This is a genomic window from Microbulbifer sp. TB1203 (genome assembly GCF_030997045.1).
GTDB lineage: Bacteria > Pseudomonadota > Gammaproteobacteria > Pseudomonadales > Cellvibrionaceae > Microbulbifer.
In genome coordinates this window covers 3959087-3974946 of record NZ_CP116899.1, presented here as the reverse complement: position 1 = coordinate 3974946, position 15860 = coordinate 3959087, and the positions used below count along the sequence as shown (strand labels likewise).

The 15860-nt window shown below is 62.7% G+C and carries 16 protein-coding genes; 10 read left to right on the top strand and 6 right to left on the bottom strand.

The window, feature by feature from the left end:
• Nucleotides 1-699: an RES family NAD+ phosphorylase gene (locus PP263_RS16975; protein ID WP_308364964.1), complete on the bottom strand. Its 699-nt coding sequence runs from the start codon at nucleotides 697-699 to the stop codon at nucleotides 1-3.
• Between the two features lie 3 nt (nucleotides 700-702).
• Entirely contained in the window at nucleotides 703-1089 is a 387-nt protein-coding gene (locus PP263_RS16970) for an MbcA/ParS/Xre antitoxin family protein (protein WP_308364962.1), read from the bottom strand.
• 223 nt (nucleotides 1090-1312) lie between these two features.
• Between PP263_RS16970 and typA the strand changes: the two genes are divergently transcribed.
• Nucleotides 1313-3121: a translational GTPase TypA gene (gene typA, locus PP263_RS16965; RefSeq protein ID WP_308364961.1), complete on the top strand. Its 1809-nt coding sequence runs from the start codon at nucleotides 1313-1315 to the stop codon at nucleotides 3119-3121.
• Nucleotides 3122-3229: 108 nt separating this feature from the next.
• On the opposite strand, the gene PP263_RS16960 is transcribed toward typA, so the two are convergent.
• Nucleotides 3230-4075, bottom strand: coding sequence for a DUF72 domain-containing protein (locus PP263_RS16960; RefSeq protein ID WP_308364960.1), 846 nt, complete (start codon nucleotides 4073-4075; stop codon nucleotides 3230-3232).
• 80 nt (nucleotides 4076-4155) lie between these two features.
• Entirely contained in the window at nucleotides 4156-4626 is a 471-nt protein-coding gene (locus tag PP263_RS16955; protein WP_308364959.1) for a hypothetical protein, read from the bottom strand.
• Between the two features lie 204 nt (nucleotides 4627-4830).
• Here PP263_RS16955 and PP263_RS16950 point away from each other — a divergent pair, with 204 nt between their 5' ends.
• Together PP263_RS16950 and PP263_RS16945 are read left to right on the top strand one after the other, a co-directional pair.
• Nucleotides 4831-5625 (top strand): hypothetical protein, encoded by a 795-nt coding sequence (locus PP263_RS16950; protein ID WP_308364958.1) that lies wholly within the window; start codon nucleotides 4831-4833, stop codon nucleotides 5623-5625.
• A 92-nt stretch (nucleotides 5626-5717) separates the two neighbouring features.
• Nucleotides 5718-6629, top strand: a complete 912-nt coding sequence (locus tag PP263_RS16945; RefSeq protein WP_308364956.1) for a hypothetical protein — start codon at nucleotides 5718-5720, stop codon at nucleotides 6627-6629.
• Between the two features lie 210 nt (nucleotides 6630-6839).
• On the opposite strand, the gene PP263_RS16940 is transcribed toward PP263_RS16945, so the two are convergent.
• On the bottom strand, nucleotides 6840-8327 hold the full coding sequence (locus PP263_RS16940; RefSeq protein ID WP_308364955.1) for a S8 family serine peptidase: 1488 nt from the start codon (nucleotides 8325-8327) through the stop codon (nucleotides 6840-6842).
• A 140-nt stretch (nucleotides 8328-8467) separates the two neighbouring features.
• Here PP263_RS16940 and PP263_RS16935 point away from each other — a divergent pair, with 140 nt between their 5' ends.
• The 5 genes from PP263_RS16935 (at nucleotide 8468) to PP263_RS16915 (ending at nucleotide 11641) form a co-directional block, all read left to right on the top strand.
• Complete coding sequence (locus tag PP263_RS16935; RefSeq protein WP_308364954.1) at nucleotides 8468-8956, top strand: RNA polymerase sigma factor; 489 nt, start codon at nucleotides 8468-8470, stop codon at nucleotides 8954-8956.
• Nucleotides 8953-9717 carry a hypothetical protein gene (locus PP263_RS16930; protein ID WP_308364952.1) on the top strand — a complete coding sequence of 255 codons (765 nt, stop codon included), beginning with the start codon at nucleotides 8953-8955 and terminating at the stop codon, nucleotides 9715-9717. The genes PP263_RS16935 and PP263_RS16930 overlap by 4 nt, the downstream gene beginning before the upstream one ends.
• A gap of 37 nt (nucleotides 9718-9754) precedes the next feature.
• On the top strand, nucleotides 9755-10267 hold the full coding sequence (locus PP263_RS16925) for a hypothetical protein (RefSeq protein WP_308364950.1): 513 nt from the start codon (nucleotides 9755-9757) through the stop codon (nucleotides 10265-10267).
• A 210-nt stretch (nucleotides 10268-10477) separates the two neighbouring features.
• Nucleotides 10478-10858, top strand: coding sequence for a DUF1428 domain-containing protein (locus tag PP263_RS16920; RefSeq protein WP_308364949.1), 381 nt, complete (start codon nucleotides 10478-10480; stop codon nucleotides 10856-10858).
• Nucleotides 10859-10867: 9 nt separating this feature from the next.
• A complete protein-coding gene (locus tag PP263_RS16915) occupies nucleotides 10868-11641 on the top strand; it encodes a VOC family protein (protein ID WP_308364948.1) in 774 nt (257 codons plus the stop codon).
• Between the two features lie 9 nt (nucleotides 11642-11650).
• Here PP263_RS16915 and PP263_RS16910 read toward each other — a convergent pair whose 3' ends face one another.
• Nucleotides 11651-12070 carry a DUF2784 domain-containing protein gene (locus PP263_RS16910; RefSeq protein WP_308364946.1) on the bottom strand — a complete coding sequence of 140 codons (420 nt, stop codon included), beginning with the start codon at nucleotides 12068-12070 and terminating at the stop codon, nucleotides 11651-11653.
• Nucleotides 12071-12210: 140 nt separating this feature from the next.
• Here PP263_RS16910 and PP263_RS16905 point away from each other — a divergent pair, with 140 nt between their 5' ends.
• Nucleotides 12211-12855, top strand: coding sequence for a cytochrome c3 family protein (locus PP263_RS16905; protein WP_308364945.1), 645 nt, complete (start codon nucleotides 12211-12213; stop codon nucleotides 12853-12855).
• On the top strand, nucleotides 12843-15773 hold the full coding sequence (locus PP263_RS16900; protein WP_308364944.1) for a 4Fe-4S dicluster domain-containing protein: 2931 nt from the start codon (nucleotides 12843-12845) through the stop codon (nucleotides 15771-15773). The genes PP263_RS16905 and PP263_RS16900 overlap by 13 nt, the downstream gene beginning before the upstream one ends.
• The last annotated feature ends 87 nt before the right edge of the window (nucleotides 15774-15860 follow it).

Genomic DNA, 15860 nt, shown 5'->3' with positions numbered 1-15860 from the left:
TCAGATGGCCATCAGCGCGGTTTCGGGATCCCGCCACACCTTCACCGCACCGCCCTCGATCCGGTAGGTGAGATAGCAATGGGGGCGCGGGTTGCTCAGTACGCGCGGCGTGAAGACCGCCGCGTTGGTGCCGTCGCAGCGGGCGGAAGGCGCCCAGAGGCCGGGGTGGCCCTCGCGGTGGACCCGCTCGCCCAGCGACTGGCAGGGGGCGTAATCGTCGGCCCGCAGTTCGGGCCATTCGGCGGCCTTCGGGAGCAGGTTGATCAGGGCACTGCGGCAGTGCACCAGATGAACTCTGCGCTCGATTGAAACCCCCTCGCGGTTCTCCAGGCCGGCGTCCGCCAGCAAGCCGTTGCGCCAGTGGTAGGCCGTCTCGAAGATAGTGGTTTCCAGTTCGGGGCTGCCGTACCAGACGCCGAACTGGCCGCGGCTGAAGCGGCTCTGCGACCAGTTGTCGAACGGAAAGCGCACCGCGGAGATAAACTCCGCATCCTCGAACGGGCGATCGATCACCGGCTGGCGGGACTCGTACTGGAGAGGCTTACAGGCCGCCTCCAGCTCAATGGCCGCCTGCCAATCCGCGGGATCATCGCTCAGGTCGTCGAAGAGGTCCTGGGATACCCGCAGTGACACGATGTTGCGGTAGAGGTCCCCGTCCACCTCCAGCAGGGCCAGCCCGCCCAGCGATCCTATCGTCATATCTCAGCGGCCCCTCTGGCTGTCGAGGTAGGCGCGCACCATGTAGATGCCGATCATGCCCTGCCGATCGATCAACTGGGTCGGGGTCAGGCCGTTGAACGCGCGGTTGGGTCGCTTCATCCAGCCGTAGGCGAGTTCGCGGTCGTGGGGGAAAAGCAGCCGCAGTGACTTGTGAATGCCGAGCAGGCTGCCGGCCCGCTCCAGCTTGTCGCGGTCGTTGGCGAGAGGCTGGCCTTTCCGGTACTTGCTCAGGGCGGCCCGGTTGTCTTTGGACAGCCCCAACAGGCTCAACTGTTCGCTGGTACTGAGCTGCCAGTGGTCGAACAGGGTCATCAGCATCTTGCCAATGCGCTTCCTGTCCTGTTCTGCCGGTGCGGCGGCAGTGTTCACAGCGCACCTCCGTAATAATTACAACAATAATAGTTGTAAATATAACACTCCCATCAGAAAGTACCAGCAGTATCGGTTACGGATGGTCCATTTTTTATCCAGTTTCGGCTCCCAATTGTCGCGCTGCGGCCCTATAATCGCCGCCTTTGGCCGGACAGCCGCTGTAAAAACCCCGCAGGCCCCCCGCTCAAACCGTTTCACGCTTAAACCCCAGAGGCCCCTAGTGATACAGAAGTTGCGCAATATCGCGATCATCGCCCACGTAGACCACGGCAAGACCACCCTGGTGGACAAGCTGCTGTCCCAGTCCGGCACCCTGGACCGCCGCGACCAGAACGCCGAGCGGGTGATGGATTCCAACGACCAGGAGCGCGAGCGCGGCATCACCATCCTGGCCAAGAACACCGCCATCCGCTGGAACGAATACCGCATCAATATCGTCGATACCCCCGGGCACGCGGACTTCGGCGGCGAGGTGGAGCGGGTACTGTCCATGGTGGACTCGGTGCTGCTGCTGGTAGACGCGGTGGACGGCCCCATGCCGCAGACCCGCTTCGTGACCCAAAAGGCCTTCGAGCAGGGCCTGAACCCGATCGTGGTGATCAACAAGATCGACCGCCCCGGCGCGCGCCCGGACTGGGTGATGGACCAGGTGTTCGACCTGTTCGACAGCCTCGGCGCCAGCGACGAGCAGTTGGATTTCCCGGTGATCTACGCCTCGGCCCTGAACGGCATCGCCGGCCTCGACGACACCGAACTGGCCGACGACATGACCCCGCTGTTCCAGATGATCGTGGACAAGGTGGCGCCGCCGCAGGTGGACCTGAACGGCCCCTTCCAGATGCAGATCTCCGCGCTGGACTACTCCAGCTACGTGGGCGTGATCGGCGTCGGCCGCATCACCCGTGGCACCCTGAAGCCCAACCAGCAGGTGGTGGTACTGGACCGTGAGGGCAAATCCCGCAAGGCCAAGGTACTCCAGGTAATGGGCTACCTGGGCCTGGAGCGGATGGAAGTGGAGCAGGCCAGTGCCGGCGATATCGTGTGCATCACCGGCATGGGCGAACTGAATATCTCCGACACCCTGTGTGATCCGGAAAAACCGGAAGCGCTGCCGGCGCTCACCGTGGACGAGCCCACCGTGAGCATGACCTTCCAGGTGAACGACTCCCCCTTCGCCGGTCAGGACGGCAAGTTCGTCACCTCGCGCAATATCAAGGAACGCCTGGAGCAGGAGCTGATCCACAATGTGGCGCTGCGGGTTGAGCAGGGGGATTCTCCGGACAAATTCAAGGTTTCCGGGCGCGGCGAGCTGCATCTCTCCGTATTGATCGAAAACATGCGCCGGGAAGGTTTCGAACTCGGTGTATCCCGTCCAGAGGTGGTGCAGAAGGAAGTCGATGGCGAAATCCACGAGCCCTACGAGCAGGTGGTCATCGACGTCGAGGAACAGCACCAGGGCGCGATCATGGAAGAGTTGGGCCTGCGCAAGGCGGACCTGACCAATATGGAACCGGACGGCAAGGGCCGCGTGCGGCTGACGTTTGTGGTGCCCTCCCGCGGCATGATCGGTTTCCGCTCCCAATTCCTGACCATGACCAGTGGCTCCGGCATCATGACCAGCATCTTCGACCACTACGGCCCGGTAAAAATGGGCGACGTGGGCAAGCGCATCAACGGCGTGCTGGTATCCATGGTCAAGGGCAAGACCCTGGCCTACGCCCTCTACGCGCTACAGGACCGCGGCCGCCTGTTCCTGGGCCACGGCGAGGATATCTACGAGGGCCAGATAGTGGGCATTCACTCCCGCGGCAACGACCTGGTGGTAAACCCCACCAAGGCCAAGCAGCTCACCAACATCCGCGCCGCCGGCACCGACGAGGCCCTCACCCTGACCCCGCCGATCCGCCATACCCTGGAGCAGGCGCTGGAGTTTATCGAGGACGATGAGCTGGTGGAGGTAACCCCGAACCATATCCGCCTGCGCAAGAAGATCCTGCAGGAGAATATGCGCAAGCGGACGAAGAAATAGACCGCTTTTCCTTTACGCAAAACGGGCCCGATTGGGCCCGTTTTTTTTACATCTTTGACACTCCACGGCCGACTGTAGAGATTCAGATTTGATCTGGCCTGACAGACTCTAAAACAGCCCCATCTGGGGCTGTTTTTCGTTTAGGCACAGGGCTGCCGCCTGCGGCACACGCTCGCTCAGCAACTCGCTCCAGAGCACAGCCAGGGAGAGGGCATCGCCTTTATCCGGCATATGCATGAAGACAAAGGGGCGTCGCCCCTCCTCGATCCAGGTGCCGACCCGCTCAACCCAGGGCGCCAGAAAGGGGCGGTTGGCCTCCAGGTCGGGATGGCCGATATAGCGGATCACCGGGGATGCGTCGACGGGGAGCAGATGTACCGGAACCCTGGGCTTTTTGCGCTGGGCGTCACGGGTTGCCTCGCTGTCCGGCGCTGCGGTGAAGAGGGCGCGGCTGTCAAAGCACACGCGGGCGATATTCCGCTGCCGCAGGCCCCGATTCAGGGCCCTCTCCGCTTCGCCTTTGCTGAAAAAGGCACTGTGACGCATCTCGACAGTGCAGGACAGGGCCGCGGGCAACGCATCGATAAATCGCCACAGGTTATCCAGATGTTGGGGCCCAAATGCCGCGGGAAGTTGCAGGAGAAAAGGGCCGAACACATCCTCGAGCGGGGCGAGAATCTCCAGAAAGGCCTGCACCTCGGAACCGGCCCCGGCCAGTAACCGATCGTGGGTGACCTGGCGCGGAAACTTGAACAGGAAGCGGAAATCGTCGGGCACCTGTGAACGCCACTGCCGGCACTGCTCGCGGCTGGGAGTGGCATAAAAGGTGGTGTTGCCCTCGACGCAGTTAAACACCTTGCTGTATCGCTCAAGTGGGCTCCGGCCAGACGGAAGCCTTGCATTCCAGGCGGGGTGTTGCCACTGCGGGCAGCCGAGGAAATAGGTTCGGGTCATTGTTTGAACATTGCGATGAGTAAGAGCCAGGGCGCCATTCTACCGAGTTGTCAGCATCGATCGACCTTGGTGACGGCGACTCAGTTGCCGTAGAAGCCGCAGCTATCCAGGGCAGAGCGGATATGGTCCACCAGCGTATTGCTGAGCTGCCGATAGTCCGGATAGGGGGTCAGCAACAGGCGTTTGTCGGGGTCGATGGAAACATCGGGGCTGCCGGCCAGCGGCTGAGCACGGTGGTGAAGGCCGTCAAAGCGCTGCAGGTTGTCCCTGCCACCGATCCAGTGCCAGGTGGAAATGCCGCTCAGCCTGGGCGCAAAGCAAAGCGCCGTCTGCCGGAACAGATCTTCATCCCGGAAGCGGCGCCAGTCATCGGCGACCGGGCTCGCGATCTTGGCCAGCAGGGTCACTATCTTGCGCCAGTGGTTGGAGTTGACGGCAATCAACGCCCGGGCGGTGGGAGCGCCCAGGAGCTGCGCCAGGCCCTCCGGGCGATGGGGGAGATACAGTATCAGTCGCGGACGGGAGGCGCCCAGGTAATCGGGACGGAGCATGGTATCGGGTACTCGCTGAGAAGGAATCAGAGAACCGGGGCCGATTTATTGTCCAGAAGTTTTGCTCCCGGGCAACCTTCCATTCAGCAAACTACCAGTGCTCTTTCAAGTTGTCTGAGCCCTTGTTGGCAACAATCGAGCCGGCGATGGAATAAATCGCCCACTCGCCCGTCGTCTCAGTGAAACCAACAAGAGGACTCAGCTATGCAACTCTATCGATCATTTCTAGAAGCAAGCCTTATCACCGCCGCCAGCCTTGTCCTGGTTGCGAACGCTTATGCACAAAGCGGAACGAGTGTCAGTGCGGAGGTCAGTGCCGACGCGCAAATGCAGTCGGAGATGTCCACGGGTACCGGGGAAGAGTCGCAGGTTCAAATGAATCAAAACTCTCAGGCCCGCGCACAGATGTCCACCGAAGCAAATGCAAATGGGCAAAGTTCGGGCGGCAACGCATCGCTGTCCAACGGCAGCTCCCTCCGCGGAAGCGGCGACTCGGCTTTCCAAATCGGCACGGGAGCCAGGAAGTCAGCCGATAACGCGGCCGGGCAGTCGGAGGAAGCGGGCAGCAAGGCACAAAGCGGTCTTCGCGCCGGAGCCAACCACGCCCATTCCACAGCGGTAGCTGTCGGCACTAAGGCGCGCGCCGGAGCGGACAGGACAAGGAACGCAGCGGGCGAGACAAAGGAAAAAGCCAACAGCAATGTCAATCTCGCCCGGGCCCGAACCGAAGGAGCAGCCGCTGCCGCGATGGACGCCTCGGCCGAGGCTGTCGGGAATCTGGCGAGCCAAATAAATACGGATATCGCCGCGGACGTTAGTGCGGCGGTTACCAGCAGCATCGACGAAACCGTGGAAGCCACTACTGCGGCGGCAGTGGACGTCGAGGTGGCCGAACAAGTGGAATCCGCGGTGGATGGGGAAATCACCGCTACCGTGCAGGAAACCGTGAATGGCAGCATCGAGGAAAGTCTGGATGCCGGTCTGCTGGGCGACCTGTAATCACCAACCCGGACGTGGGGCCGCAGTGTGGCCCCACTCCAAAGTGACCTTTTCAAGACGGCCCCAACCATTAGATAGAAGGAGCCAGAATCATGAATATTCGACTTTCAAACCCGTTGTTGGCTCTGTGCTGCTGCGCTCTCGCCACAACCGCCGCGGCCGACGATAAGGCGGACATCAATTTCGAAGCCAGCGCCGGCCTGGAATACGACAACAATCTCACGGTTCAGGAGCTGGACCGCGTGGCGAACGTCGCCGATACGGCCACCCTCCTGAACGCTCGCGTGGAAGGTCGCTTCAATCCCACGAAAAAACTTACCCTGAAAGGCGGCTATCGACACACCCGCAAAGCCTACCGGGAGTTTGACAAATTCGACCAGACAGTGGGCAACCTGTCCTTCGAGGCGAGTTACGATTTCAGCCTGTTGACCCTGGGCAGCAGTTATCACCGCGCCAACGCGGATCTGGCCGGCGAGCCTTTTCTGGAGTTGGAACAGCGCAGCCTGTATGCGGGAAAATTGCTGAACGACCGATTTTATCTGCGCGCCGCACTCAATCAGCGCGATAAAACGTTTTCCGACAACCCGGCACGCGATGCCGCCGCCGATGGCGTGGATACGGACTTGTTCGTGTTTTTTAACGAAGCCGCGAGCTTTTTCTCCCTGGGCCTGAGCTTCGAAGACGAGGACGCCGACTCAAATCTGTTCGACTACCGGGGCTTCGGTTTTCGCGGCCGTTACTCCAACCGGTTTTCCCTGTGGGGCAGGGATAACACGTTTCAACTGGCCTGGCGTCGTACGGAGCGGGATTATTCCGCGTTCAACCCGGCCATTGACGGCCCTCGCAACGACGTGCGCAGCACTCTGGAAACCCGTTGGGAGATAGAACTCAGCCCGGCAATCTCCGCGGTTGGAAAGGTGGAATATGGCAACCACGATTCCGACCTGGAAAGTGCCGACTACAGCGAAACCCTCGCCTCCCTGGTGCTGAAGGCCAGTTTTTAACCGGGGGACCCTTGGTCCGGCTGTAGGAGCGGCCCATGGCCGCGATCGATGTGTGGGGTAGCCCGAAGTCTGATCGCGGCCATGGGCCGCTCCTACAGGGGTGATTGCCGTAGGGTGCGCCGTGCGCACCGGGCAGGGCTGGCGTGAGTTTCAAACCTTTTGGTGCCCAGCGCGCAGTACTAGAGATGCCTTCTATTTAGTTACTGGAATTCACTGCAACAATCCATACCCGAACACCGGGTCCCGTCCCGGCTCGCCCAGGTCCAGCGCCCTGTTGGCCAGGCGATCGATCACCTCGTCCGCACCGCCGGGATTGTCGGCCAGTTCACAGGCCACGAATGCGGAAACCACGGGCGCGGCCATGGAAGTTCCGCTTTCACGGCCGAATTCACTGCCACTGCGCGCGGTAACCACAGACACACCGAACGCGGCAAAATCCACGTGTTCGCCACGGTTGGCCCAGCGGTAGATGCGCTGCTCACTGTCCACGGCGGTGGCGGAAATCACACCGGGGTAAGCCGCGGGATACAGCGGCGGTGCAGCCGGTCCGGCATTGCCGGCCGCGGCCACAATGGCTTTGCCGCGCCCGATCACCTGATCGACGGCTGCCGCGAGGATCCGGTTGTCCGGTCCCGACAGGCTCATATTGATCACCTCGACGTCTTTGCTCATCAACCAGTTCAGTGCCTCGACCAGGTGCATCATGGTCGCGCCCTGGGCATATTGATTGCGCGAGTAAAACACCGAGGCGTTGTACAGCGTCGCACCGGGCAGGCGCGGCGGCATTTGCTCGATGGCGCCCACGAATAAACCGGCTACCGCGGTACCGTGGGCATCGGGTTGGTCGATATCCTGTTCGAGAAAGCTTTTCTCCCGGATGCGGCTGTGACCAAAAGCGGGGTGATCCAGTTGAATGGCGGTGTCCACCATGCCGATATTCAGCGACTGCCCGCAAATCGACGACGACGCCCCCTCTGAGGCCTCCTGGGAAACCGTCTTGCCGTCGGCTTTTTGGGGGTTGTAAATTTGGGGGTTGTAAATATGGTTGCGATCGAAGCGGTCCACCAGCGCGGCCGGCAGTAGCCGCCGCAGTGCGTCGCGGGAGTCTATCTCCTTAGGCACGCGGAAGCGCAATAAACTGAGGCCCAGTCCACCGAAATCGGTTTGCTCGAGGATTTCGATATCCAGTTGGCGCAAGACAGCCAGTTCACCGGGTTCGAGCATCACCAGCCATTGGCGCTCCACCGCGCGCCAGCCGTTTTCCACCTCGACGTCGACAAAAACCGTGGCCCCGCCGGCATTGACGATTGGCAACCGCTCCGGGAGACCGGTCAATGGATCCAAAGTGGATTCGACTGCGTTTATCAATTCGCCGGCGTTCACTGCGTCTGTCAATTCGTCGACATCCAGCGCATCTGTCAATTCGTCGACGTTCACTGTGTCTATCAATTCGCCGGCGTTCACCGCGTCTGTCAATTCTCCAGTGTTCACCGCCTCTTGTGTTTCCCGCACGGCATCCGCGGCGTTGGATTCGAGGTCCTGGGTCACCCGCTCCGCTTCACCGGTCACGCTCTCCACCTGGTTCAGAATGGATCCGGAGTCCAGCACCTGGGCCCGGGCCGCAGGCGACAGACACAGGAGCAGGCCCAGACCACCCACAATCAGAGGATTTCTCTTTTTTTGCCTGTGGTATTTCATATCACCGATTCCGCTAACTATGACTCAATACTCTAATCACGTTTCTGGCTCAATAAAATTCCCCGATTTGACATAAAATCCGGGGAATAGATTCGGGGGCCCGGCCGTCTTCCGGGTGAAGATATTGTGAGACCTCAAATATGAAACAAGAGCTGACGTCTCTGGTACCCATGATACGGCGCTTTGCCTACTCGTTGACAGGCTCCATGGCGGACGCCGACGACTTGTTGCAGAGCACCGTCGAACGGGTGTTGAGCAAAAAAATTCCAAAGGACGTGGATTTGAACAAATGGGTGTTTCGCGTGTGCCGCAATCTGTGGATCGATGAGTACCGCTCGCGCAAAGTCCGCCAGGAGGCGGCCCAGCAACCGGAGTTGAGCGAAGGTCAGATAGTCGACGGAGAGCGGGCCATTGCCGGCGAGATGGAGCTGGAACGGGTAAACCGGGCCATGGATCGGCTGCCGAACGACCAGCGGTCCATTCTCGCCCTGGTCGCCCTCCAGGGCATGTCCTACAAGGAAGTGGCGGCGACTCTGGAGATTCCCATGGGCACAGTGATGAGCCGTCTGGCCCGCGCCCGCGCGGCGCTGTGTGAGATCCTGAACGCATCCCCGGCGAGGACAACATGAACAGCAGCAACGAAAACAAGCTGACCGACGAGACCCTGTCCGCCTTTCTCGACGCGGAGCTACCGGAAGCGGAGATGGAGCACGTTCGCCAGCGACTGTGCGAAGACGAGACGCTCAGCGACCGCCTCGCGGAACTGGCCAGCGTCGACCAGCTGCTGGCCGTCACCTACTCGTCCATCGACGAGCGCCCCCTGCCGGAGGCGGTGACCACCATGCTCGCCGAGGAGAGCCCGCCCCGATCGGCGCAGGTGATCCAATTCCCGCTCTGGCGGCGGGCGCACGAACAGTTGCAGCGCCACGCCGGTATCGCCGCCGCGGTTACCCTGGCCATCGGTCTGGGCGCGGGCTGGTTGCTGCCGGGCCAGCCGCAGGGCGATGACAACGGCTGGCGGCCCATCGCCGCGACCCTGGAGCACGCCCCCAGCGGCAAGACCCAGGAATTGGCCGACGGCCGCCAACTGACACCGCGGCTCACCTTCATCAGTCGACAGGGCGACTACTGTCGGCAGTATCAGGTGGTAAGCGGCGCGCAAGGGTCCGAAAACATTGCCTGTCGAAGCGGGGACGGCGAGTGGCAGCTGACCGCGTCGGTTCAACAGGATGCCGTACAGGAACCCGGCACCTACCAGACCGCCAGCGGCGGCTCGCTGCTGGACAGCACCCTGGACGCCATGGTCGCAACGGACATCGACCCGGGAGCCGAGGCAAAAATTATCGCCGAAGATTGGAATAAAACGCCGGCCCGTCCGTCAGCTCAATAAAGACGCCATTACACAAACAAACTGTTGGGGGTGACCCATGAAAATCCATGCTTTGATCGCATTTGCCATTCTCCTCGCCACCGGCTGCGCTTCCCAGTCGGCCTACAAGCCGGCCAACGGCTCCGGGTACGGCTATAAAGAGAGCCGGATTTCGGACAATCGCTACCGGGTGACCTTCAAAGCCCGGGGCGACGACCGGGACCGGGCCATGGACTACGCGCTGCTGCGCGCCGCGGAGCTGACCCTGCTCAAGGGCTATGACTGGTTCGTGGTCGTGAACCGCGAAAGTATGGTGGACCGCAAGGAAACCGAAATGCAAAGCGGGTTCAGCAGCGGCGACCGGGTGATTACCCGGGACTGCGGCCTGCTCGGCTGCACCACCAGATCCTACTCGACCCCACCCACTTATTCCGCGGGTGTCAGTGCCGGGGGGGGCAGCCGCGCGGAATCGGTTCTGGAAATCCGCATGGGCAAGGGAGTAAGGCCTTCCAGTGGGGACAGCTACGATGCGCTGAGCGTGCGCGACAGCTTGCAAAAGAAAGCCGGTTAAACCCTACAACAGACCAGCAGAAAGACGGCGCAACGGAGTGCGCCGTCTGCCCCTTCAGCCCTCACCTTCCCGGTGTTTCCGAGCCCAGGGCTCCGCGAGCGATATGGCTGCGACACACAACACCGCTCGCCATCACTCCAGTTGTCGAAATCTCCCGCGCCCGTTCGACCAGGATTGGACAATCAACCAGGCAAGTGGAGGAATCACCCCATGTCCTATATCGACGGCTTCGTACTGGCGGTACCCACCGACAACAAACAGCGCTTTATCGAGCACGCCAAAACCGCGAACAGTGCGTTTGTTGAGCAGGGCGCGCTGCGCGTGATGGAGTGCTGGGGGAACGACGTGCCCAAAGGCAAGACCAACGACTTCTACGGCGCCGTCCAGGCCAAAGACGGGGAGACAGTGGTGTTTTCCTGGATCGAATGGCCGGACAAGGCGACCCGCGATGCGGGCATGGGCAAGATGGAAGAGTTGATGAAGACGGACCCGCGCATGAATCCGGAGAAGAATCCCATGCCTTTCGACGGCATGCGCCTGATTTACGGCGGCTTTGAGCCGGTAGTGGATCTGGGCGAGAGAAAGCAGTAGGGGGCTGACATGGCAAACAGACACGGCGATTTTATCTGGTACGAGCTGATGAGCGCAGACGCCGACACGGCCCAGGCCTTTTACGGCGAACTGACGGGCTGGCGGTTTTCCGACAGCGGCCAGCCCGGCCGCGACTACCGCATCGTGAATGCGGGGGAGGAACCGGTGGGCGGGCTGCTGCAGCTCACCCGGGAACAGCGGGAGCACGGCGCGCAGCCCAACTGGATGGGCTATATCTGCGTGGACGATGTGGAGAAAAGCCTGGCGGCCATCGGCGCCGATGGGGGCACTGTGATGATGCCGGCCATGGCGATTCCCGGTGCGGGCACCCTGGCGATGGTCTGCGACCCCCAGGGCGTTCCTTTCTACATAATGCACCCCACCGGCGGGGAAGAAAGCCGGGCCTTCAGCACGGATACCTCGGCCATCGGCCACTGCGCCTGGAACCAGCTTATGACCACTGACCAGAGGGCCGCGCCGGCCTTCTATGGCAATCAATTCGGCTGGCGCAAGAGTGGCGAAATGGACATGGGGGAAATGGGCAGCTACGAATTCCTCAATCACAGGGCCGACATCGGCGCCGTCATGACCTGTCCCCCGGACGTCCGGCCGAACTGGCTCTATTTTTTCCGGGTGACGGACATAGACACAGCGGCCACAACCATCACGCGCCTGGGCGGCACCCTGACCATGCCACCCGGACAGATTCCCGAAAGCGATGAATATTACCTCATCGCCGTTGATCCTGAAGGGGCGGCTTTTGGACTGATCGGCAGTAAATAAGGGCAGGATTCACGCCGGAGGAGCGGGTTTTCTGAGCGGGCGCGGGCGCACCCAATACCAGCTTCCGAGAACAAGCAGCCCAAATGCGGTATACACAACTCTGAACACCCACTCCGGCGCCTGGTAGTACAAGAGCGTATCCAGCCAATGGGATATAAACGAACCCGTATACACCGCTTCACCGGTTTTCGTACGCAGTGCCATTTCCCAAATGGTGAACGGGCAGATAACTCCCGCCCAGGATTCCAGGACCACTATGGCGATTGCCAGCAGATGCGCCAACCTGTACCAGGGATTGCGCACCCAGGACCAGCGCAAAAATTTGCCCATAAAGATCAACGGCAAACTGAACACGACAAACGCCACAAATAGCGTGTGAAAAAGCAGGACGGCGTCCGCGGCAAGAAGATAAAGGGATCTGGATTCCATAGCTGAAGTTTAGAGCGAATCTCCGCCAACGTCCGTCTGTGATGGACCTCTGTGGCCGCCCCTCCCCGCGACCAAATGGGCTAGGCTGCTAGAAACCCTAACAGGCAGTCCAGCAAGGCATTCCCCCATGGAAGGTGCCCATGCCGCAGATCTTTCACCCCAGGATCAATGGGCTGACACGCATTCTGCTCGTCGGCGGCGCGCTGGCGCTGCTGGCCGTCGCCTGTGTCGCCTATTTCGTGGACCGCTCCCCCTATCTCACCGGCCAGGGCGCGGTACCGGAACAGCCGGTGCCTTTCAGCCATGAACATCACGTGGGCGGCCTGGGCATCGACTGCCGCTACTGCCATACCTCTGTGGACCGCTCGACCTTTGCCGGGCTGCCGGATACCTACACCTGCATGAGCTGCCACTCCCAGCTGTGGACCAATGCGCAGATGCTCGCGCCGGTGCGCGAAAGCCTGAAGCAGGACCGGCCGCTGGTGTGGGTCCGCGTGCACAAGCTGCCGGATTTTGTCTACTTTAACCATCAGGCCCATGTAACCCGCGGCATCGGCTGCGAGTCCTGCCATGGACGGGTGGACCGGATGCCGCTGATGCGACAGGCGAAGCCGATGACCATGCAGTGGTGCCTGGACTGCCACCGCCACCCCGCAATCGCACTGCGCCCGAAGGACCGGATCACCGCCATGGGCTATGCGCCCGCCGGCAACGGCGACGCCCTGCTGCACCAATACCGGATTCACACGGATCGAATGACCGAGTGCGTGATATGCCACCGCTAAAGCCTGGCGACAAAAAAGGACCCGGCGCCCCGGAAGCGTTGCGCGAGCAGCTCGCCGGCAAGCGCGGCGCCGGCTACTGGCGCAGCCTGGCGGAGCTGGCGCAGGCGGACCGGCCCCTGAGCCGCCGCGGCCTGTTGAAACTGATGGGTGCCAGCCTGGCCCTGGCCGGGCTTCCGGGCTGCAGCCGCGAGCCGCGGGAACACCTGGTGCCCTATGTGCGCATGCCGGAACACCTGGTGCCGGGGCGCCCCAACTACTACGCCAGCGCGGCGATCGTCGCCGGCTACGCCCAGGGGGTGCTGGTAGAAAGCGACTTGGGCCGGCCGATCAAACTGGAGGGCAATCCTGAGCACCCCGCGACCCTCGGCGCCTGCGACGCCATCGCCCAGGCCTCGGTGCTGTCCCTCTACGACCCGGAACGCTCCGCCTCGGTGCGCCACCGCGGCGCCATCGCCAGCTACACCGAATGCCTGCGCGCACTGCAGAAACGGCAGGCGCAGTGGAATGCGAACAGAGGGCAGGGTCTGTGCTTCGTCAGCGGCAGAATCACCTCGCCGAGCGTTCAGGCCCGCATCGACGCGCTGCGCGGGCGCTGGCCCGAAGCGCGCTGGTTCGTCCACGATCCGGTGGACCGCGACGGTGTCTACGCCGGCAGCCGCCTGCTGTTGGGCCAGGCCCTGGAGCCGCGCTACCGCTTCGACCGGGCGCAGGTGGCGCTGGCGCTGGACGCGGACTTTATGCAGTCCCAGCCCGGCTTCCTGCGCTATGCGCGGGATTTCACCGCGCGCCGCCGCCCGCGGGACGGCAATGAAAACCTCGCCCGGCTCTACGCCGTCGAATCCACCCCCAGCGTCACCGGCGCCAACGCCGACCAGCGCTACGGCCTGGCCTACCCGCAGATAGAGGACGCGGCGCGCCAGCTCGCAATCGCCCTGGGAATCCCGGTGGCGCCGCCGCGGCAAAATCCGCTCCCCGAACCCTGGATCGACGTGCTGGCGAAGGATCTGCAACGCCACCCCGGCGCGGCGCTGGTCGTCCCCGGCGACCAGCAGCCGGCCGCGGTGCACGCGCTGGCCCACGCCATCAACCACAAACTCAGCGCTTTCGGAAAAACACTGGAGTGGATACCGCCGGTGGCCTTCGACACCGGTGCGGAATCGCTTGTAGAGCTGACCGCGGCAATAAACACCGGCGCGGTGCGGGACCTGGTGGTGCTGGACAGCAACCCGGTGTACAGCGCGCCCGCCGATCTCGCCTTTGCCGAGGCCTTCCGGAAAGTGCCCTGGCGGCTGCACTGGGGCGAGTATTTTGACGAGACCGCGCGCCTCTCCCAATGGCATATCCCGGCGGCGCACCCGCTGGAAACCTGGGCCGATGCCCGCGCCTACGACGGCAGCGTCACCCTGTTGCAGCCGCTGATCCAGCCCCTGCACGGCGGCAAATCGGCCCTGCAGCTGTTCGCCGCGCTGGAGCGGGGCGTGGACGAGGAAGCGCTGAAGCCGTTACGGGAGTATTGGCAAAGCCGCCACCGGGGCGACGACTTCGAGGTTTTCTGGCGCCGCAGCCTGCACGACGGGCTGGTGCCGGAAACCGCGGCCGGAGCTGTAGCCGCCGAGCCCACCGCCGGCTGGACTGCTCGGCTCCCCGCGCCCCGGCCCGCGGCCACAGGGCTGACCTTGCAACTGCGCCCGGACCCGGCGCTGTGGGACGGCCGCTACGCCAACAACGGCTGGCTGCAGGAAATGCCCCGCCCCCTCACCACCCTGACCTGGGACAACGCGCTGCTGATCAGCCCGAAACTGGCCGCGGAGCGGGATCTGCACGACGGCGACCTGGTCGAGCTGGAGAGCGGCGGCAGAAAACTACCGGTGCCGGTGCTGGCGCTACCGGGGCAACCGGTAAACGCGGTCACCCTGTATCTCGGCTACGGGCGCACCGCCGCCGGTCGGGTCGGCGACGGCGTGGGAGTGAGCGCCTACCAGCTGCGCAGCAGCGCCAGCCCCTGGGCAATGCCGGCGACCCTGGCGCCCACCGGCAGGCGGCAAAAACTGGCGCTGATACAAATCCACGACAGGATCGAGGGGCGGGATCTGATCCGCGCAACGGACCTGGACAGCTATCGCCGCAACCCCGCCTTCGCCCGGCACCTTCCTCCGGAGCTGTCGCTCTACCCGGAGGACTGGCCAATAAAGGGAGAAGAGAGCGAGCACGCCTGGGGCATGGCCATCGACCTTTCCGCCTGCATCGGCTGCAACGCCTGCGTCACCGCCTGCCAGGCGGAGAACAATATCCCGGTGGTGGGCGCCGAGGAAGTGATCCGCGGCCACCATATGCACTGGCTGCGGGTGGACCGCTATTTTCCCGACACGGAACCGCAGCCGCGCACCACCTTCCAGCCGGTGCCCTGCATGCACTGCGAAAACGCCCCCTGCGAATACGTGTGCCCGGTGGAGGCCACACTGCACTCCGCGGACGGGCTCAACCAGATGATCTACCAGCGCTGTATCGGCACCCGCTACTGCTCCCAGAACTGCCCCTACAAAGTGCGCCGTTTCAACTGGTTCAACTACACGGACAGCAATGCCGCCTACCCGGCACAGCCGGCGCTGCAAAACCCGGATGTGACGGTGCGCGCGCGGGGAGTGATGGAGAAGTGCACCTACTGCGTACAGCGCATCGCCGCCGCGCGCTGGGACCCGGACACACCACTGCAGACCGCCTGTCAGCAGGCCTGCCCCACACAGGCGATCGTGTTCGGCGACCAGGCCCAAGCCGGCGGTGAACTCAACCGGCTGAAGGCACTTCCGCTGAACTATGCCATGCTGGAAGAGCTGAACACCCGGCCCCGCACCACCTACCTGGCGGCGGTGCACAACCCCAATCCCGAGCTGAAGGAAGACGACAATTCCGGAGATTGAATGACGCGTAGGATGGGCAAAGCGCAGCGTGCCCATCAGCATCGTCGAAGATGGGCACGCTGCGCTTTGCCCATCCTACAAAATTGC

Coding starts and splice junctions, on each gene's coding strand:
- PP263_RS16975 (WP_308364964.1), bottom strand. CDS start 699: ATGACGATAGGATCGCTGGGCGGGCTGGCCCTGCTGGAGGTGGACGGG.
- PP263_RS16960 (WP_308364960.1), bottom strand. CDS start 4,075: ATGACCCGAACCTATTTCCTCGGCTGCCCGCAGTGGCAACACCCCGCC.
- PP263_RS16955 (WP_308364959.1), bottom strand. CDS start 4,626: ATGCTCCGTCCCGATTACCTGGGCGCCTCCCGTCCGCGACTGATACTG.
- PP263_RS16950 (WP_308364958.1), top strand. CDS start 4,831: ATGCAACTCTATCGATCATTTCTAGAAGCAAGCCTTATCACCGCCGCC.
- PP263_RS16945 (WP_308364956.1), top strand. CDS start 5,718: ATGAATATTCGACTTTCAAACCCGTTGTTGGCTCTGTGCTGCTGCGCT.
- PP263_RS16940 (WP_308364955.1), bottom strand. CDS start 8,327: ATGAAATACCACAGGCAAAAAAAGAGAAATCCTCTGATTGTGGGTGGT.
- PP263_RS16935 (WP_308364954.1), top strand. CDS start 8,468: ATGAAACAAGAGCTGACGTCTCTGGTACCCATGATACGGCGCTTTGCC.
- PP263_RS16930 (WP_308364952.1), top strand. CDS start 8,953: ATGAACAGCAGCAACGAAAACAAGCTGACCGACGAGACCCTGTCCGCC.
- PP263_RS16925 (WP_308364950.1), top strand. CDS start 9,755: ATGAAAATCCATGCTTTGATCGCATTTGCCATTCTCCTCGCCACCGGC.
- PP263_RS16920 (WP_308364949.1), top strand. CDS start 10,478: ATGTCCTATATCGACGGCTTCGTACTGGCGGTACCCACCGACAACAAA.
- PP263_RS16915 (WP_308364948.1), top strand. CDS start 10,868: ATGGCAAACAGACACGGCGATTTTATCTGGTACGAGCTGATGAGCGCA.
- PP263_RS16910 (WP_308364946.1), bottom strand. CDS start 12,070: ATGGAATCCAGATCCCTTTATCTTCTTGCCGCGGACGCCGTCCTGCTT.
- PP263_RS16905 (WP_308364945.1), top strand. CDS start 12,211: ATGCCGCAGATCTTTCACCCCAGGATCAATGGGCTGACACGCATTCTG.
- PP263_RS16900 (WP_308364944.1), top strand. CDS start 12,843: ATGCCACCGCTAAAGCCTGGCGACAAAAAAGGACCCGGCGCCCCGGAA.